The sequence below is a fragment of the Wohlfahrtiimonas sp. G9077 genome, assembly GCF_002252155.1.
Classification (GTDB): domain Bacteria; phylum Pseudomonadota; class Gammaproteobacteria; order Cardiobacteriales; family Wohlfahrtiimonadaceae; genus Wohlfahrtiimonas.
Window position 1 is genome coordinate 193429 of record NZ_NEFD01000003.1, and the last position, 18964, is coordinate 212392.

The following is an 18964-nucleotide window of genomic DNA, read 5'->3' on the forward strand; positions in this document are numbered from 1 at the left end:
CAAGAAAGGAAACAACTATAATGATCAAAAGGTTTCGGCAGTGGTGGTTTTGTGTGTGTTTGCTCACAAGTGGCATGATGGCGTATGCACAAGATGTGGAAGATGCCTTAACGATTGCCATTTTAGCGCCGATGGGTGCACAAGAGACCTTAGAGAGTTGGCAAGGCTTTCAAACGTTGCTGGCCAGTCATTTAGATCGTTCAGTGGTTGTGTTACCGGTGACGTTTGAAGAATTTCAAACAGTGGCAAAAGATGCATCGGTCGATTTATTGATTGCAAATCAAACGGCATTTTTATCCATTTTTCCAGAGGTCAAATGGCGCTGGTTGGCAAGCCTTGATCAAAACAGCGCCTTGTTTAATCCTGAATCTGCCATTGGCAGTGCAATTGTGGTGCGAAAAAACAGCCAGATTCGCACGTTAGAAGATTTAAAAGGCCAGCGAGTGACGGCCGTGTCTAAAGATGCATTGGGTGGATTTTTACTGGGGTATAAAGCCATTTATGATGCAGGATTGTCCGCGCCTGATGATTATTTCATTGAGATGACAGGCTTTCCCATTGAGCGCGGTATTTTTCTGGTGGAAAGCGGTTTGGCGGCAGCGGCCATTTTACCCACCTGTTTATTGGAAACTTTAGGGCAATCAGGGTTGCTGAATGTGGCAGATTTTCGGGTATTAAATGAGGTGCAAGGTGGGCGTTGTCGAAGTTCAACGCCATTGTCCTATCATTGGTCATTGGCCGCATTGCCAAGTGTGGATGAAGCTTTGGCACAAAAGATCGTGCAAATTTTATGGCAGAACACAGATCCTGCCCTCACCACTTGGCAAACCCCAAGCAGTCTTGGGGAAGTGTATGCCATGAAGCGTTTTGCAGGGCTCATTGAAATTGATGAAACATTGTGGGAAACCTTTGTGCGCCTTGCGAATGAATATAAATTAGGCTTGCTTGCCATCATCTTATTGATGCTCGTGTTGGCCATGAATCATCTATGGCTCACATATGTTGCCCGTCAGCGCCGCTTTGCTCTAGAGAGCACATATCATCGTCTACATGATTATGAGGCATTGTTGTCAAAGGCAGATCGCATGAATATTTTGGGTGAAGTGGCCAGCGGCATCGGCCATGAGCTCAATCAACCCTTGATGGCGATTCGCAATTATGCCGAAGGTACATTGCTTGGCATTGAGCGCGGCAAAGCACCGAATCAATTCATTCAGCCTTTATCGCGCATCGTGACGCAGGTTGAACAGTGCAGTGCCATCATTAAAAATCTACAAGCGTGGGTCAAGCCAAAAACCATGCAGCAGTTTGAGTGGTTTAATTTTCATGATTTTATGAATCGGATGCTAGAGATCATTCGGTTACAGACCAAAAATCGCGTTGTCATCACGTTAGACATCAATTGTGAACAGCAAATTTACACGGTGGTGTCTGTGCTTGAGCAAGTGATGATGAATTCGCTGTTAAATGCGGTGCAAGCTGGCGCCAGTGAAATCATGATTGAGGCCAGTTGTCATCAGGATTTTTATAAAATCCTCATCAGCGACAATGGCCCCGGATTCACGCAAAGTGAGTTAGATGCACCTTTTGTGCCATTTCGCACCTCAAAGCCCACCGGTTTAGGTTTAGGCTTGGTGATTTGTGACCGCTTAATGATGGCGGTTGGCGGCAAATTCAGAATAGATAACCGCAAAGATGGGATTAAAGGTGCATGTGTGCGCATTATTTTATCGAGCGGATCACAACAGGAGGCAAAGAATGAAGATACACATCGTGGATGATGAAATGGCGGTGCGTGAGTCATGCCAATTTTTGATCGAGCAATTGACAGATGCCGCGGTTGAACAGTGGGAAAATGGTGAAAGCTTTGTGCAATCGGTGGCACTTTATGAGCCTGCGGTGGTGATTTTGGATCTGCGCATGCCCAAAATGGATGGCGCAAGTGTTGTAGAATATTTAAAACGTGAAAATAGCGTGATTGCGCCCATCATTTTAACGGGGCATGGTGAATTGTCCCAAGCGGTGAGTCTATTAAAGCAAGGCGTTGTGGATTTTTTAGAAAAGCCGGTCTCTTCGTTAAAATTAGAGGCAGCCTTGCAGCATGCAGAGGCACAAACGGCGCGTTTGTGGCAAAGTTTTTGTCTGCGTCAACAATTTTTAGCGCTCACAGAGCGTGAACAGCAGGTGAGTCGTTTGGTGTATGAAGGAAAAACCAATCGCGACATCGCCGAGCAACTTCATGTATCCGTACGCACTGTGGAAGTGCAGCGGGCAAGTGCCATGAAAAAACTCGGCGCAGAGACCTTAGCCGAGTTCATTGTATTGTGTAATGGCATGTATGATTGATCATGCCACACCATTTTTCACCCGCACAATGTCCGCAAGGATCGCGAGCGCAATTTCTGCAGGTGTTTTGCTACCAATTTTAAGGCCAATCGGTGCATGAATGCGTGCAAGAGTGGCTTCTGAATGATCTGTCACTTCTCTAAGGCGCGCCATGCGATTGTCACTGTTGCGTTGTGAGCCCATTGCGCCAATGTAAAATGCATCCGTATCGAGCGCCGCCATCATGGTTAAATCATCAATGCGCGGATCATGGGTGAGGGATAAAATGGCTGTTTGTGCATTTGCGCCATGTTTTTCTAAATGGGTGCAAGGGAATGTTTCAACGAGCTCAATTTTGCGCATCAATTCTGGCCGTGATCTCAGTTGGCGCAACTCCTCTTCACGATCTTCGAACACCAATACATGAAAACCCAACGCATGGGCAAACTCAATACAGTAAAGCGCCACCGCAGAAATACAGCCAATGAATACAGTGGTAAAGCTTTGCAGCGTAATGGTGATGAAATCATCGTGCAGGGTAACGCGAGTTTCAAGGGCATCGTGGTTGTTATTTAGGCTCGCTTTTTCGCCAATTTTCACCACTTTATGGGCAATCCAGTCACCTTTTAATGCACTGTGCATGGATTGCAAATAAGCGATGCTCTCAGCTGTTGGGGTCAGATATTCCACCAAAACTTCAATGGTGCCACCACACGGCAGGGCAACAGAAGGCGGAAAATCCCCTGCGCCATAACCATAACTCACCACTTGGCTTAGCGCCATAAAGCTCTGTTGATGGATGCGTTTTAAGAAATCTTCTTCAATACAACCGCCCGACAATGAACCCACATATTTACCATCTTGTGTGGCAGCAAAGAGCGCGCCCGGTGAGCGCGGCGCAGAACCATAAGTGCTCACCACTGTGCACAGCCACACAGCTTCACCTTGATGCAGCCAAGTGATGGCATCTTCTAAAACAGTTAAATCCAACATGCGCATGGAATCTCTCCAAAATAAAGGCTGCCCAAATGGCAGCCTATGTATGATGATCAGCGCAGGGCTTTGACCATTTCAGGGGTGACATCAGAAGGCAATCCGCCCCATTGTACGCGTAAGAAGTTCACGAGATTGGCAATGGCTTCATCTGATAGATCATTGGCAAATGCAGGCATGGCTTGTAAACGCTCATCATTCGGGAAGGTTTGCCAAGGCAATCCCTCTAAAATCGCTGTGATGAGATTGTGGGCATCAGCATTACGCACCGTGCTATTGCCCACCATGGCGACAGCAACATTCGGTTTACCCAAGCCATCGCTACTGTGACAACCTGAACAAAGGGTGAGATAAGTATCGCGCCCAGCTGGATTGCCATTGCCTTCTGTGATGGCTTTGGGTGCCAAAGGTTGATCGCCCATTAAATAGGTTGCAATCGCCGTAATGTCTTGCGCGGTCAAATATTGCGTGCTGTTATGGATCACCAAATACATGTCACTGAAGGCAGAGCCTTGCGGTGCAAGTCCAGTGCTTAAATATTGTTGCAGATCTTTAGATGTCCAACCGCGATTCGCTAAGCCTTCGGGCGTGATGTCGGGCGCTGCGAAGCTGCCCATGATGCCGCCTTTGAACATTTGATCACGTTTAACTTCACCAAAGGCACCCATCGGCGTGTGGCACATCGCGCAGTGCCCTAAAGTATCGACGATGTATTTGCCCCGTTGCCATTCTTGGGAATCACCTTTTGAAGCTGACGGTAACGGCGATTTATCCAAAAAGAGCACATTCCAACCCATCAACATTGCGCGCAGATTAAACGGAAAATGGAGGTCATTTTGCGGTGGCGCCACATCAATGGCGGGAATGGACATCAAATAGGCATAGAGCGCATCTGAATCTTCGCGGGTGATGTTTGTAAAATAGGCATATGGCATCGCCGGATAGAGGTTGTGATACACCGGTGAAACACCCTCTGTCATGGCGTGATAAAAGTCATTGGCTGTCCATCGCCCAATGCCAAAGTCAGCCGATGGCGTGATGTTTGAGCTGTACAGGGTGCCAAAGGGCGTGGCCATTTGATAACCGCCTGCTAACAGTGCACCATTGGTTGTGGTGTGGCATGATGCACAATCGCCCATGGCCGCTAAATAACGTCCTTGATTGATTTGTGCCTCAGTGAATTGTGCCACTTGTGGCGGATTACCGGGGCGAAGACGCTCAATCCATGTGAGCACCACTACAATCACAATGGCTAGGATCACCACAGCACTTACAATGCTTAAAATTCGTGATTTTTTCATGAATTACCCCTTGATCAGTCCGGGTGTATTAAGGATCACATCGCGCACCGCATCATAATAGCGCACATAACCGGTGCAGCGACAAATGTGATGATTGAGTGCTTCGATGATGGCATCTTCAAGATCCGCGCGGGCAATGGGTTCGCGCATCAATTTTTCTGCAAAGACCGTTGCCGCATTGACAAAGCCCGGTGCACAGTAGCCGCATTGGAAGGCAAAATTATCAATGAAAGCTTGCTGGATTTTAGAGAGCTTTTCTTTGTGTGGATCGTTCGGATCTTTTTGTGCGATGCCCTCGATGGTGCGCACAGTTTTGCCATTAAAAAAGTGAGCGCCGGTGATGCATGTACGCATCTCTTCGCTTGTACCATCGGGATGATCTAAAATCAGCACGCAGGCATGACAAATGCCTTGGCCACAACCCATACGCGAGCCGGTTAAATCCATATATTCATGTAAAAAATCGAGCATCATTAAGCCTTCAGGGACATCGATGGGGCCGACTTTGTTGCCATTGATGGTCATTGATAGTGGTTTATAGATGATTGGCATTTAAGACCTCCAAAACTTGTTTTGGCAAAATGGGATGATGATTAAAATAGTGACCGGTTGCAGCAGCGATGGCGTTGGTGATGGCAGATACTACAGGAATCATCACAACTTCTGCCATGCCTTTAGGTGGATCGGTTTCTGATAAGGGCGGCAAGACTTCGCTTGTTTGTGTCCAAACAGCCACCTCACTTGCTAAAGGTAAATGATAGCGGTTAAAGTTCCATGTGCCATTGCCGGGGCCATCTTCAAATTGTGGTAAATATTCATATAACGCATGACCAATGCCCATGGCAACGCCTCCTTCAATTTGTCCTGAAACCAATTGCGGTACGATGACATTACCACATTCTACAACTGTATGGTGATTGAGCACAGTCACAGTGCCGCTTGCTTCTTCGATGTCTAATTCCACACATGTTGCGAGCGCTGTATAATATGTGACGCCTGCATTACTGCGCTGTACATAAGGATAATATGCGCGGGTGCGTGGATTGACTTGATATTCTTTTGCATCTCCAAAACGCAATGAGATGGCATCTAAGGCGCGGCGTGTATTTTCACCCAAAATGGTGAAATCTGCTTCTGCCCACTGCCAACGGTTAAATGCGTGGGTAACGGCGCCCGTTAAACCGCCCATTTCATACACGCGTTTTGCAAGGCGCGCTAAGCTTAAAGGCTCAAGCCCATTTGCAGTTAAGCCGTGCTCATTCCAGCGGGCATCCTCTTTACGAACCACAAGCGGTGCGGCTTGTCCGCCACCAATGCCTTCTGTCCAAATGGAGACAGCCGCTGGCCATAGGCCATAATCAAAGAGTAAACGCCCAGTTTCTGTGGTGGTGTGAGAGAAGAAATAGGCAGAGTTGCTTGCACTGGCAGGAGAACTGTACGCTGGTGACCACAATGGATTAAGCTGCAAATGATCTTGTTCTTTTTGGGTAAGGGCAGAAGGGGCATGATTGACAATGATGGGTAAATCCGGCCACTTTGATAAACCGTACGATGACTCATCGGCAGGGCGCCCAAACCATTTGGCACACATCACTGCTTGGGATGTTGACATGCCGGTGCCAATCTCGATGCCGCTATGCCATAGTGAAATTTTACCATCTGCAGAGAGTTCAATTTTGGCAAACGAGGATTCTTGTCCTGTACCATAATCTTTTTGTACACAAGAAATTCCGGTGGTGAAGATGTGTCCTGGATGCTTGTCTTCATACGCTTGTTTTCGGGCAGCGCGATCTTTCCAAATGGGATGCTCTGCGCACTTTGTGAGGACTTCATCACCGCGCATCATGCCGCCTGGAATGGCACCTTGTGTGTTTTTCATCCCTGCTTTTAAAAGATTATTGAGGCGAAATTCAACAGGATCAGCGCCTAAAAGATGTGCCGCTTCATCCATCAATGTGTCTAATGAAGGCATCGCTTGTAATGTGCCATAACCGCGTGCTGAACCAGAATCCACAGAGCGCGTTGCGAGCCCCACAGCAGAGAGGTCACTTTTAGGAATGTAATAAATGCCTTGCACACCCGTTGCGCCAACCGCCATCACGCCTGGCGTAAAGTTACAGCGACCGCCACCATTGCCGATGAATTCACCAATGAAGGATTCAATTTTGTGCGTTTTTTTATTCACTGCCATTTTAAAATGCATGTCAAAAGGATGACGTTTTAAGGCGGATTGAAATTGCTCATAGCGATCATTGGCCAATCGCACAGGTAAACCATTGCCATATAATGCTGCCATTGCCCCTAAAATGGGTTCAGGTGCATGATCTTTTGAGCCGTAGCCCACTGTGAAACATGGGTGTAAAAAGAGATTTTTAAGGGCAAAGCGCGAGCGACTGATCATTTCAATGACCGAAGCCATCACTTCTGTGGGCGATTGGGCTGCCACCACTAAATGCAGAGATTGGGTCTTTTCATCGTACCAACCATTGGAGTTATTCGGCTCCATCGCGCAGGTGTCAATGGATTGCGAATGGTAAGTGCGATCAAGCACCAACCAATCTTCCGGTGGATTTGCCATCTCGTTTGCCAATTGATCTGCATAATACATGCCTTCTTGATCAAGTTTTCCGCCTTCTTTACCCTTTGGCCATACGGGTAAGAATTTTTTAAAGCCAGAAGGATTGATGCTCATGTCCTTCATGCTTGAATAAACATCTGGCGCATAAGGATCAGCCGCACCAATGCGCACGCCGCGATAAGTGCCCCATGGATCACGCTCAAGGAAACCTGTGGTTTCACCATATTTTATGATGTCGGGTTTGAATTTAAGGGCATTTTTAGCAAAGCGAAAACGATCAAAATCATTGTAAATCAACAGCGCGACAGATTGTCCAAGGTAGGCGGGCGTTTTGCCTTCAGGCAATAACATGTCATCCCCAAAGAAAGCGGGGAAGGAGATGTGATCACGTTCAAGGTCTTTTGCCGTGACGATGCGATCAGGCATTAAGCCATCTTTTAACACTGAAAGGTCAAAGCCTTGATAGATTTTATCAGCTTCAGTGACGCGCAAGAAGAGGGCGTGTGATTGTTGTTTTGGCCAATTGGGCATGTCTTTTGCACGAATGTCCATGGAGAAGACTTTCTCTCCTGTGACTTTGGCAAAAGCATCGGTGCGATATAAAACGCGCTTGGTTTTAGGATCCCAATTCGGGGATTGCAAAATGTTCTCTTCAAACAGCGCAGCATGTGCTTTGCTAAAGGGTTTGGCGATGTAAACCGATACGCCTGCCACCATTAGGCACTTTAAGAAGCTTCTACGAGAAAACCCTGACTCTTTCATAAGCTGACCTCTACATTGTTATTCTAAATGTATAGTTGTTTATACAAATGAAAATTAATCTTATTATCCATTGAGTATTACAAGTTTGATTTCTATTATAGCAACGATTCAATCAATAAATCATCCCCGCCTTGAATTTATGATTTCCATAGCCATTATTGAGCGTATCCATGGCATAATATGTCATTCATTTTTAATCGATGAGGAAAATTGTCAGATGTCATTTACCCAACTAAAATCCACTTATATCGACTCGTTGAACGTCACTTTAGAAGAGTATGTTCACAACGAAACGAAAGCAAAACATTTTCACATCGCTTCTGAAGATACAAACAATACATTTTTAGTGGGCTTTTTGACGGTGCCGCAAGATTCAACGGGTGTTGCACACATTCTTGAACATACGGCGTTGTGTGGTTCAAAAAATTATCCGGTGCGTGACCCATTTTTCATGATGATTCGCCGCTCTTTGAACACCTTTATGAATGCGTTCACCTCTTCGGATTGGACGGCGTATCCATTTTCTAGCCAAAATGAGAAAGACTTTTACAACCTCATGAACATCTATTTAGATGCGGCGTTTTTCCCGAACTTAAACTATTATGATTTCTTGCAAGAAGGGCATCGCTTTGAGTTTGAAGAGCCGAACAATCCTGAAAGTCCATTGGTGTATAAAGGCGTTGTGTTCAATGAGATGAAAGGCGCGATGAGTTCGCCGATTTCATTACTCTATCAAGAGATCTCTACAAACTTATTCCCAACCGTGACATATCATCACAACTCAGGCGGCGATCCTAAGAACATCCCTGATTTAACACACGATGCGTTAAAAGCTTTCCATGCCAAACATTATCACCCATCGAACAGCGTGATCATGACGTATGGTAATTTAGATCCTAAAGAACATCAAAAAGTGTTTGAAGAGCGCGTATTATCCCATTTCTCTGAAGAGAAATTTGACTTTGCTGTGCCAGATGAACATCGCTTCAGTGCCCCTAAATATGTCACCAGTTACTATCCATTGCCAAAAGAAGAGTGCATGGAGAAGAAAACCCATGTGATCAATGCATGGTTGCTTGGGCCAATTTATGATACGTATGATGTGATGCGTGCCCGCATTTTAAGTGGCGTATTGTTAGATAACTCAAGCTCGCCATTGCGTTTAGCATTAGAATCCTCTGATTTAGGTGTTGCGCCCTCCACATTCTGTGGTTTAGAAGACAGCACCAAAGAGATTTTCTTCAGCGCAGGCTTAGAAGGTGCAGAGGCAGAAGATGCTGCAAAAGTGGATGAATTGATTGTATCCACGCTCCTTAAAGTGCGCGATGAATCTGTGGATGTTTCGGTGGTGGAATCAGTGTTGCATCAAATTGAATTGTCCGCGCGCGAAATCACAGAAGGCAGAATGCCCTATGGCTTAAACTTGATTTTACAATGCTTAGCGCCTGTACTTCATGGCGGTGAAGCGGTTGATGCTCTGGCAATTGACAACGTTTTATTAACCATGCGTGAAGAGATCAAAGATCCTAAATTCATTCCGAATTTGATTGATCGCTTACTCATCAACAATCCACATAAATTGTGTTTAACGGTCAAACCGAGCCATACGCTTGCTGATGAATTGGTGGCGGATGAAAAAGCCCGTTTAGGGGCGATTCAAGCAGAATTAACCGATGAAGAGAAAGCAAAAATCATCGCAGAAGCTGCCGAATTAAAACGCCGCCAAGATGAAACAGATGACATCAGCTGCTTACCGATGGTGACGCGTGAAGACATTCCTGAAACTTTAGCCATCCCACATGTGGAAGCAAGCACAGTTAATGGTCAAACCATTTATACGGGTTCTGTGAACACCAATGGCATGATCTATCAAAGTTTATTGGTGAAATTGCCTGCCTTAACCGAAGCAGAAAGCCGTTTGTTGCCTTATTTAAACAGTATTTTAACGGATGTGGGCTGTGGTCAATTGAGCTACACTGAGCAGCAAGCACGCATTTATGCGGTGACGGGCGGTTTGAGCGCGGCAACGGTGTATCAAACCGATCGTAAAGATGGTCAATTAAAAGGTTTGTGGACGTTATCAGGTAAAGCGCTTGCGAGCAACAGCACCCATTTAAGTGATCTATTAAAAGAGACATTTTTCAATGCGCGTTTTGATGAAATCAAACGCATTCAAGAGCTGTTGAGCCAATTGAAATTATCCCGTGAAGAAGGTATTGTGTCTAATGGTCACATGTATGCGATGGGCGCTGCGAGTCAAAACCTTTCTGAGATCAATTATCTCTCTGAAGAGCTTGGCGGCATGCGCGGCATTCAGCAGGGTAATCAATTGACGAATCGCCTAAAAGATGTGGCAGCGTGTGAAGCATTTGCCGCTGACTTAAAAGCATTGCTTGAAAAATTGCAAGCGGCCGAGTATGAGTTGATGGCCGTGTCCAGCGTTGTAGAATTGCCAAGCTTCAGTGATTATTTCACCCGTACATTGAGCCATGAAGTGCGTGATCATGCACCGTATCAATTCCCATTTGCCGTACCAACAGATGCTTTAAACATCGGTTGGGCCATCAATGCACCAGTGCATTATTGTGGCAAAAGTTATCGTGCCGCCACAAGTGGAGATGCCGATGCGCCGGCATTGACCATTTTAGCGGGATTCTTACGCAACGGTTATCTACACCGTGCAATTCGTGAACAAGGAGGGGCTTATGGCGGTGGTGCAAATTACAATCCAAGAGGTGGCGCATTTAATTTCTTCAGTTATCGTGATCCTCGTTTAACAGAAACCTTACAAGACTTTGATGCAGCCATTGACTGGATGCTGAATACCAAGCATGATCAATTAGCATTGGAAGAAGCAGTGCTTGGCGTGATCTCCGGTATTGATAAACCGGCATCTCCGGCGGCTGAATATCAACAAACAGTGATTGCCAATTACTTTGGCAATACGCCAGATGTGCGTGAAGCATTCCGTGCCAATGTCTTGAAGGTGACGTTAGATGACTTAAAAGCCGTGACTGAGAAGTATTTTGTGGGTCAAAGGGCAGACATTGCCGTCCTTGGGCCAAAAGAGGCGCTAGAAAAGGCGGATCTCAAGGTTTATACTTTGGCTTAACATTGTTAAAATGAGCGCTCGCAAGGGCGCTTTTTTTATTCACGCAATCAAGGAGATGATGTGGTTAGACAACGATTCCTGATGGGTTTACACACCCTTTTGATCATGGGGCTTTTAGTGATGGGCATCGCTCATGCCAATGACAGCGGCCAATTTGCTGAGCTCAATCGCGTGGAGCAATCGTTGAGTGATAACTTAGAAAAACAAAAAAGCCTACAGGCAACCTTGAAAAAAACGCGCGATGAAGAGCAGCAAAGAGAACTGCAAGCCCAATTAAAAACGTTAAAGTCACAAGAAAAGAGTTTGGAAGATGTTTTCAATAAGATGGTGTTTGGTGGCATCAATCCACAAAATTTTAAAACCCAAGAGCAAGTGGACAATTACAATTGGCAAGAAGAGCTGTTGGTGATTGTCAAACCGCTCTTTGCTGAGCTTCGCTCATTGACGGCCAAACCGCGGGAGAAAGATCGCCTCAATTATGAAAACAGCGTGTTAACAGAGCGATATAAAACCTTAACCAATGGCTTAAATGCCTTAAAAGAGATCCCGCAAGATCAATTGACAGCGAGTGCAAAAAAACGCATTGAACAATTGAGTAAAGAATGGGGCGCTCATCAGCAGGAATTGCTGAATCAAAAAAACATTATTGAACTGCAGATTAAAGAGCTTGAAAGCAGCGACATTCCCTTAGAAGTGCGCATTAAAAATGCATTGAGTTCCATTTTTCTTGGGCGGGGATTGATTTTATTGTTAGCGGTGTTAGCGGGTGCGACGATTGTGCTCATTTTTGGCGTGGGCGCTAAGCGATTATTCATGTGGTTTGATAAAAAGCGCAACCGCAATTGGCACAAAGCCCGCTCAGAAGCACATAAACAGGTCAATACGCGCCTGCGTTTTTTATGGATCATTTACAGCATTGTGGTGTACATCGCAGCGATGCTGGCATTTTTAAGCGTGATTTACATTCAAGGAGATATGGTGCTCTTTGGTTTGGCGGTGCTGGTGATTTTTCTTGGCATCATCAGTTTACGCAATTATGCGCCACAATATGTCAGTGAGCTGAAAATCTTTTTGAATTTAGGCGCAGTGCGTGAAGGTGAGCGCATTATGTATCGTGGCATTCCATGGGTGGTGACGCGCTTGAGCTTTTATTGCACGTGCGTCAATCCATTATTGGAAAATGGCCGCATTCGTATTGCATTGAGCGAGATCGCCCATTTAAATTCGCGCCCATTTAATTCAGAAGAGGATTGGTTCCCAACAAAAGTGGGGGATGACATCTTTTTACCCAATGGCAAATATGCCAAAGTGCGCCGTCAAACGCCAGAAATGGTCTATTTAGACAGCTTCTTTCGCGAAACCATGATTCCAACGCCCGAATTTTATGCCATGAAGGTGGAAAATTTGATCAATGGTTTTTATGTCTCCCCAACCTTTGGTCTGGATTATTGTCACGTGGACTTGCCCGTCAGTACAGTGACGCGTGCTTTTGAAGAAAAAGTGCGTGAAAAATTGATAGAGATTGGTGTCACCGAGTATTTACGCAGTTTAAGTGTACAGGTCAAACGCATCATTTACGGGCAAGCCATTGAATATGCCATCATCATGGAGTTTGATGGCGCATGTGGCGGCTCCTATTTTAGGATTGAACGTTTGGTCAATCACGCTTGTTTAGAAGTGTGTCAGGAACACGGGTGGCAATTGCCGCGCCAACAGATTGCCATGAGTGAAGGAGCTCAGATATGAATATTTTTGAATTAGAACGCATCCTAGATGCCAAACTCAATGCCAAAGCCATTAAAGATTATGCGCCCAATGGCTTACAAATCGAAGGGCGCCATGAGGTGAACAAAATCATCACAGGTGTCACCGCTTCCATGCGTCTGATTGAGGCGGCCATTGAGCATGATGCGGATCTCATTTTGGTGCATCATGGTTATTTTTGGCGTGGGGAAGACATGCGTTTGATTCATGCCAAATATCGTCGCATTAAGGCGCTCATGCAGCATGATATTGGTTTGATGGGCTATCATTTGCCGCTCGATATGGCGCCAGAAATTGGCAATAATGCGCGTTTAGGCCAACTTTTGAACATTCAGGATGTGACGGGACTTGATCCAAATGATCCCGCGCCATTGATTTTAAAAGGGCGCTTGGCTGTGCCGATGAGCGGTGAAGCTTTCAGTCAGGTGATTGCTCAGGCATTGCACCGTGAGCCTTTGCACATTCCATCTGAGCGCAATCAATCGATTGAAACCATCGCTTGGTGCAGCGGCGGGGCGCAAGATTATATTGATCAAGCAGCATTGGCGGGCGTGGATGCTTATTTAACCGGCGAAGTGAGTGAGCGCACCACGCACAGTGCCCGTGAAATGGAGATCCATTTTTATGGTGCAGGGCATCATGCCACTGAGCGCTATGGCATCGAAGCATTGGGCAAATGGTTGGCCGAAACCCATCGACTTGATGTAGAATTCATTGATTGTGACAATCCTGTATAGATAATGATATGACTGAAGAATCTGATAAGAAGCACACAGTAATCACGACAGACGCGACGGCAAAACCGATGCGTAAAAGCCCTTGGCGTTGGCTCAAACGCTTGGTCTATGCATTGCTGGGTTTAGTGGTGATGATGGTGGGATTGATCGCCTTTATCCTCTTGACGGAAAGTGGTTTAAAACTCGTCAATTATGGGCTAAAAAAATCACCTCTCAATGAAATGGTACAGATCGATGCATTAAGCGGCACATTGTGGCGCGGCATTGCGTTTGATCGTCTGTATTTACAATTACATGATGACAATCACATTGAGCTCAATCACGGCGCATTATTTTGGGATTTAAAAGGTTTACTTGATCGCAAAGTGGTGATTGAAAGTGTGCACCTTAAAAGTGGCGATGTGATGCTTGAAACACCCGGTGAACCAACACCAGAAGATCCAAATGAACCGCCATTTTTACCGTTCTCCTTTGAGCGCGGTCAATTGCCGGTGGACATTTACATTCAAACGGTCAACGCCAATGATGTGGCAGTGATTCTGCCAGATTTATCCGTCTATGTGGAGAGCGCAAGCGTTAAAGATGGCGAAATTAGCCAAACCACATGGGCCTTTAAAGATGTTTTGTATCAAGGATTGTTAAATATTGGTGAAGAGGTGACTTTGCCACTGAACATGAGTGCGAGCATCGATGCCGATAAAGTCAATGATCACATCAACATTCGTTTAAAAAATGCCACGCGAGAAATGCGCGTGGGCGATGATTATTTTGATCATGCCATGAATTTGATTTTAACGGGCTCTTTAAATGATCTTAAAATCCATGACAGCATCACCTTTAACTGGCCGAATAAATTGGCTAAGCCCTTGGTGATTGAAAGCGCGATCGACATTCGCAATCAAGCGGATGTGGCATGGGATTTGACACTTTTTAACATCTCCAATCAGTTGGCAACAACAGGGCAATGGTCACTGAGTCGCCCCACAGAGATTCAAGCGAATTTAGATCTTTATCTTGCACAGCTAAAAGATGCCTATCCTGACATTTCAGGGGCTTTAAAAGGTGATTTTAGCATCGCGGGTGATGTGAAAAAGCCGCTCTTATCCGGTGACATTAAAGGCCATGACATTGAAGGCTTTGGCTTGATACTTGATGAGCTCACCGTGACGGCTGAGCACAATGAGGTGCAAACCACCAATTTTGTGGCGGCACTGAACAACTTAAAGTTTGATGAATTTTCCATGCAGTCGGCTAAGGTTGAGCTTCATGCAGAAAAGATCGAACATTTTGACATTGCCGTGACCGCAAAAAACATTGTGGATAAAGAGAAAACCCTCATTGATCAAATGACATTTACCACTGTGGGATCGCTTGATCAGCATGACATTGAATTTAAAATTCGCAGCATCTTTAACACGACGGATTTTAAAGGCATTGGGCACGTGGCCACAAATGCAGAAGGTGAACAAGAATGGACGCTTGATATTAATCGCTTTGATGTGTACAGCGACATCATTGGCCGCTATCGATTGCTCAATCCTGCAAAAGTGGTGGCATCCAGTGGTGACATTACGCTCTCGCAGCTCTGTTTAGCGGAGTTGCCCACCACCATTTGTGTGCAAGGGCAGCATCATCAAGACAACAGCTTTGGGACTTTAGCGGTGCGCCGCCTGCAACCAAAGCGCATCAATGCATTTTTGCCGCCGGAAATTCAGGTCAACACCACGGCAGATCTTGTGGTGGCGGGGCAATTTAAAGATCAAAAGAGTTTCAATGGGATTGTGGATGCATCATTGTCATCGGGGCAAATTCGCTATCGCATGCAAGGCTATGAGATCAACGTGCCATTAACAAAAACGCAAGTGTTGGTGCGCGCTAAACCTGAAGCCATTACCTCGACGGTGGATGTGGATTGGGGACAATATTTGCAGGTCCATGGCGGTGGTTCATTAGATGATCCTTTTGGCCGTCAAATGGTCAAAGCGAGCATTGATGGTAATGCGCCGACGTTAAAATGGATTTTACCTCTCGTGCCGCAGCTGCAAAAATTGGAAGGTCAATTGACCATGAAGGCAGAAGCCGCTGGCGAACTCTCCAAACCAAAAGGCGTGGAAATGGGCTTTAGAATGGGGCTGGCCAATGGCGAGATCTATAATGCTGAGTACAACACATCGCTGAAAAACATTGCGTTGAATGTGGTGCTCAATAAAGGGCAACCCACATTGAATCTCACCGGCGGTTTGATGGCCGGCAAAGGACGAATGACGATCCTTGGTGACATTGATTTAGTGACCCTCAATGCCAATTTAAAACTGAGGGGCGATCAACTGCTCCTTGCTGACAGCACCAACGTTAAGGCGCTTGTTTCGCCAAATGCGGATGTCACCATGCGTAATGGTCAGCTCAACATTCAAGGGGGATTGAAAATTCCGGAATTGCGCTTTATTTATAAAAGCTCAGATGATCCAAGGGGCAGCGTTGAACATGTCTCGCCCGATACTATTGTGATTTCATCGAAATTGCCTGCGCCTAAAGATAAGGATCAACCTGATTTTTGGAAAAAAGCCTCCATGAACTTTAACATCTCCTTAGGTGATAAAGTTTCTGTGGGTGCCGTTGGCTTTGTGGGTAAATTGACAGGGGGGATTGACCTTAAAAAGAGCATCAATGAGCCTTTAATGGCCATTGGCATCATCAATATTGGCAGCGGTGTGTACAATGTGCTTGGGCAAGAATTGACGCTCGATAAAGGGCGCATTCAGTTCACGGGGCTGAACATGACCAATCCCAACATTGAGTTTCAAGCCACGCGCGTGTTTGACAATAAACGCACTGGCTCAAAAGTGAGCGTGGGTGTCCGCGTGACGGGTACGGCCAACAATCCTAAACTCAATTTATTCTCACAGCCCACCATGCCGGCGAACTCCATTGTCTCTTACTTAGCGTTAGGGACGGATGTGGACTCATTGACGGCGATTGAAGTGCTGCAAATTGCCAAAATGGCCCAGCGCATTGCATCCGGTGAAATTGTCACATCGCCTGAAGATGGCTTTGCCAAAAGTGTCGGTTTAACGGATTTTGGTGTGATGAAAGATTTATCTGGTAACACGAGTCTTGGCATCGGTAAATATTTAACGCCAAACTTTTATGTGGGCATTGGCTTTAGTATTTTCGAGGAGAGCAATGGTGCCTTTGGCATCATGCGTTATAACTTCTTAAAGCACTTTAGTTTTGACACACAAGTGAGTGATGAATACTCAACGATTGATCTAAGATTCTCGAAAGAGATTTAGCAAAACAAAGTCAAACAAAAAGCCATCAGAAATTGATGGCTTTTTTATGATGCGTAAGTCATGAAATTCTATGATTTATGCATCTTTATGCAATGAGCTTAAATGCATGTTTTTAAAACGGATGACGCGCTCAAGGGTGCTTTTTTCATTGGTTTTAGGATTCACAAGCGTGAAAGTAAAACGGATGGCGCGCACTTGCTCAGTCGCCTTTTTATTTAAAGGATAGGTGATCATATCTTTAATTGGTGCTGCAAACTCACTGTGAAGTCGATTGTTCACCTTTTTAGCGGTTTCGTGGTTGCCTGTTTTGTCCACAATTAAATTGTATTTGGTTTCATTCTCATAAGGATCTAACCAGCCACCTGTGGTTAAGCTAGTCATTTTGATGTTTGGTACAGAAGAGGACTCTTGATGATTTGAGAAGCCTAATTCAATTTTTACGTCATTTTGTTTAAAGGGTAGGCGCATTTCCTGTGCATTGGCCATCAGTAACAGAGAAACCCCATCATGAATGCTTAAAGGATAAGGAGAAACCACCGTTTTATGGGTATTGTTAGTTTTCCAACCTGTGGGTACCAAGTCACTTTCTTTACTGACGCGTGTTTGATATGTAGAGAGAATGACGAAATCTGTATATTGAGACGTAAACTCTTGTGTGGTGATGAAAATGCCATGTTTAGCTTTTGGTGGAATCACTTCAAGAATGGTGGCACCCACATATAGACTGCTGTCGTCTTGCCCGCAGCTTGATGCCACTTTAATAGGGCTATAATTGAGCTCATCGCCCGTTGCTTCAATGATGCCAAGACTGTCCATCACATGTGCTTCTGTGATCGGATGGGCAAACACAAATTGTTTACGATCTTTATTTTTATAATCACCAAGAGCGATGACATTGCGTGGGAAGCGATTGTCATTAAAGATGTCGCTGTTTTTAGCGCATTCAAACGCGCCCACATTTTCTAAATCTTTTGACAAGAGGTTGAAGAGTTTGCGCAATTGTTGTTGCTCTTGATTGGCCATGCGATGAGTGGTGACATTTTGCTGCGTCACGGCATAAAACGCCAACATGGAGAAAAGAAGTAAAATGCCAAGGGCCAATGCCACCATCAATTCAATGATGGACAACCCTTTACTGTGAGGTATTTTTAACATGTGATGTCCTAACTTAACGTTTTATTGCATGAAAACTGAATGGCAGGCTGAATTGCCAAAGGCAAATGCTGGGGAAAATTTATTCGCCGAATCCATCGCGAAAAGATCCGCAGGGAGCATGGCATCTTGGTTAAACGTGTAACTGATGGTGTCTGCAATTTTGCCTTGATGGGTGCGACAACCGCCTAAGAGCGCCACAACATTGCCGGTGGATTTACCTTTTGCAAAGCCTTTATATGTGCCATCAAAGACACCACGCCATTTTTCTGAAAGGCTGGTGAATGCGTGGTTTTCCCCCTCTTTAGCAATGACAAAAATGGGCAATGTCACCTCACCTGACGGTGAAAATTTAAGAAAACCTGGTTTGCCACCATTTTGACTGCGATAACCATTGAGCGCATAAATGCCATCAGGTTTACTGATCAAACCATTGCTTGCATTCATAGCGCTTTCTAGAGTGTAGATGTTAAATTGGCCATTATCTTTAAAGACTCTTTGACGGGCAATTTCATACGGTGAATTGTCTTTTAATAAAAGCTCTTTTTCTTGCTTTTCAAAGGTCACAAAATCTCTGCCCACAGGTTTAAAGGACATGATCCAAGGTTGATTCCAGTAGTTTTCTTTTTGGGCTTTGTCTGCAACATCATAACCTTCTGTATAAACATAAACTGTGCGGTTCGTGGCTGTGGCAATCTCTTGGGCAGAGCGTAGGAAGTTTGCGGCTTGTGCCACTTGATTTTTCATGTCTGATTTGCCCAAAAATGCATAAAATGCGGGCAAGCCAAAGAGGGCAATGATGGCGAAAATCACCAAAGTTATCATCAGCTCAATGAGCGTATAACCTTTGCTGTGAAGGGTTCTATGTGATCGCATTTGTTATAACCTTATGTTGGCCAATAGAATACAAGTAAGTATGATTAAAATTTTGCTATTGTAGCATTATG

12 protein-coding genes are annotated in these 18964 nt (G+C 45.2%); 6 read left to right on the forward strand and 6 right to left on the reverse strand.

Annotation, left to right across the window (positions count from 1 at the left end; genetic code table 11):
* Window positions 1–20 precede the first annotated feature (20 nt).
* Together B9T20_RS05715 and B9T20_RS05720 are read left to right on the forward strand one after the other, a co-directional pair.
* A complete protein-coding gene (locus tag B9T20_RS05715; RefSeq protein WP_094490203.1) occupies window positions 21–1781 on the forward strand; it encodes a sensor histidine kinase in 1761 nt (586 codons plus the stop codon).
* Window positions 1759–2346: a response regulator gene (locus B9T20_RS05720; RefSeq protein WP_094490204.1), complete on the forward strand. Its 588-nt coding sequence runs from the start codon at window positions 1759–1761 to the stop codon at window positions 2344–2346. The genes B9T20_RS05715 and B9T20_RS05720 overlap by 23 nt, the downstream gene beginning before the upstream one ends.
* On the opposite strand, the gene B9T20_RS05725 is transcribed toward B9T20_RS05720, so the two are convergent.
* The 4 genes from B9T20_RS05725 to B9T20_RS05740 are packed head-to-tail and all read right to left on the reverse strand — an operon-like array spanning window position 2347 to window position 7959.
* Complete coding sequence (locus tag B9T20_RS05725) at window positions 2347–3324, reverse strand: XdhC family protein (RefSeq protein WP_094490205.1); 978 nt, start codon at window positions 3322–3324, stop codon at window positions 2347–2349.
* 50 nt (window positions 3325–3374) lie between these two features.
* Complete coding sequence (locus tag B9T20_RS05730; RefSeq protein ID WP_094490206.1) at window positions 3375–4619, reverse strand: cytochrome c; 1245 nt, start codon at window positions 4617–4619, stop codon at window positions 3375–3377.
* Window positions 4620–4622: 3 nt separating this feature from the next.
* Window positions 4623–5171, reverse strand: coding sequence for a (2Fe-2S)-binding protein (locus B9T20_RS05735; protein WP_094490207.1), 549 nt, complete (start codon window positions 5169–5171; stop codon window positions 4623–4625).
* A complete protein-coding gene (locus tag B9T20_RS05740) occupies window positions 5155–7959 on the reverse strand; it encodes a xanthine dehydrogenase family protein molybdopterin-binding subunit (protein ID WP_094490208.1) in 2805 nt (934 codons plus the stop codon). The genes B9T20_RS05735 and B9T20_RS05740 overlap by 17 nt, the downstream gene beginning before the upstream one ends.
* A 217-nt stretch (window positions 7960–8176) precedes the next feature.
* On the opposite strand from B9T20_RS05740, the gene B9T20_RS05745 reads away from it, so the two are divergent.
* The 4 genes from B9T20_RS05745 to B9T20_RS05760 are packed head-to-tail and all read left to right on the forward strand — an operon-like array spanning window position 8177 to window position 16865.
* A complete protein-coding gene (locus tag B9T20_RS05745) occupies window positions 8177–11071 on the forward strand; it encodes an insulinase family protein (protein ID WP_094490209.1) in 2895 nt (964 codons plus the stop codon).
* 60 nt (window positions 11072–11131) lie between these two features.
* Window positions 11132–12817 (forward strand): hypothetical protein, encoded by a 1686-nt coding sequence (locus B9T20_RS05750; RefSeq protein WP_233491615.1) that lies wholly within the window; start codon window positions 11132–11134, stop codon window positions 12815–12817.
* The gene (locus B9T20_RS05755) at window positions 12814–13572 is read left to right on the forward strand and encodes a Nif3-like dinuclear metal center hexameric protein (RefSeq protein WP_094490211.1); all 759 of its coding nucleotides are present in this window, start codon (window positions 12814–12816) and stop codon (window positions 13570–13572) included. Before B9T20_RS05750 ends, B9T20_RS05755 begins: the two co-directional genes overlap by 4 nt.
* An 8-nt stretch (window positions 13573–13580) precedes the next feature.
* Window positions 13581–16865 (forward strand): translocation/assembly module TamB domain-containing protein, encoded by a 3285-nt coding sequence (locus B9T20_RS05760; protein WP_094490212.1) that lies wholly within the window; start codon window positions 13581–13583, stop codon window positions 16863–16865.
* A 75-nt stretch (window positions 16866–16940) separates the two neighbouring features.
* Here the strand turns inward: B9T20_RS05760 and B9T20_RS05765 are convergent, their stop codons facing one another.
* Together B9T20_RS05765 and B9T20_RS05770 are read right to left on the reverse strand one after the other, a co-directional pair.
* A complete protein-coding gene (locus tag B9T20_RS05765) occupies window positions 16941–18020 on the reverse strand; it encodes a PilW family protein (RefSeq protein WP_094490213.1) in 1080 nt (359 codons plus the stop codon).
* 21 nt (window positions 18021–18041) lie between these two features.
* On the reverse strand, window positions 18042–18893 hold the full coding sequence (locus B9T20_RS05770; protein WP_094490214.1) for a Tfp pilus assembly protein FimT/FimU: 852 nt from the start codon (window positions 18891–18893) through the stop codon (window positions 18042–18044).
* Window positions 18894–18964: the final 71 nt, after the last annotated feature.

Coding starts and splice junctions, on each gene's coding strand:
- B9T20_RS05715 (WP_094490203.1), top strand. CDS start 21: ATGATCAAAAGGTTTCGGCAGTGGTGGTTTTGTGTGTGTTTGCTCACA.
- B9T20_RS05720 (WP_094490204.1), top strand. CDS start 1,759: ATGAAGATACACATCGTGGATGATGAAATGGCGGTGCGTGAGTCATGC.
- B9T20_RS05725 (WP_094490205.1), bottom strand. CDS start 3,324: ATGCGCATGTTGGATTTAACTGTTTTAGAAGATGCCATCACTTGGCTG.
- B9T20_RS05730 (WP_094490206.1), bottom strand. CDS start 4,619: ATGAAAAAATCACGAATTTTAAGCATTGTAAGTGCTGTGGTGATCCTA.
- B9T20_RS05735 (WP_094490207.1), bottom strand. CDS start 5,171: ATGCCAATCATCTATAAACCACTATCAATGACCATCAATGGCAACAAA.
- B9T20_RS05740 (WP_094490208.1), bottom strand. CDS start 7,959: ATGAAAGAGTCAGGGTTTTCTCGTAGAAGCTTCTTAAAGTGCCTAATG.
- B9T20_RS05745 (WP_094490209.1), top strand. CDS start 8,177: ATGTCATTTACCCAACTAAAATCCACTTATATCGACTCGTTGAACGTC.
- B9T20_RS05755 (WP_094490211.1), top strand. CDS start 12,814: ATGAATATTTTTGAATTAGAACGCATCCTAGATGCCAAACTCAATGCC.
- B9T20_RS05760 (WP_094490212.1), top strand. CDS start 13,581: ATGACTGAAGAATCTGATAAGAAGCACACAGTAATCACGACAGACGCG.
- B9T20_RS05765 (WP_094490213.1), bottom strand. CDS start 18,020: ATGTTAAAAATACCTCACAGTAAAGGGTTGTCCATCATTGAATTGATG.
- B9T20_RS05770 (WP_094490214.1), bottom strand. CDS start 18,893: ATGCGATCACATAGAACCCTTCACAGCAAAGGTTATACGCTCATTGAG.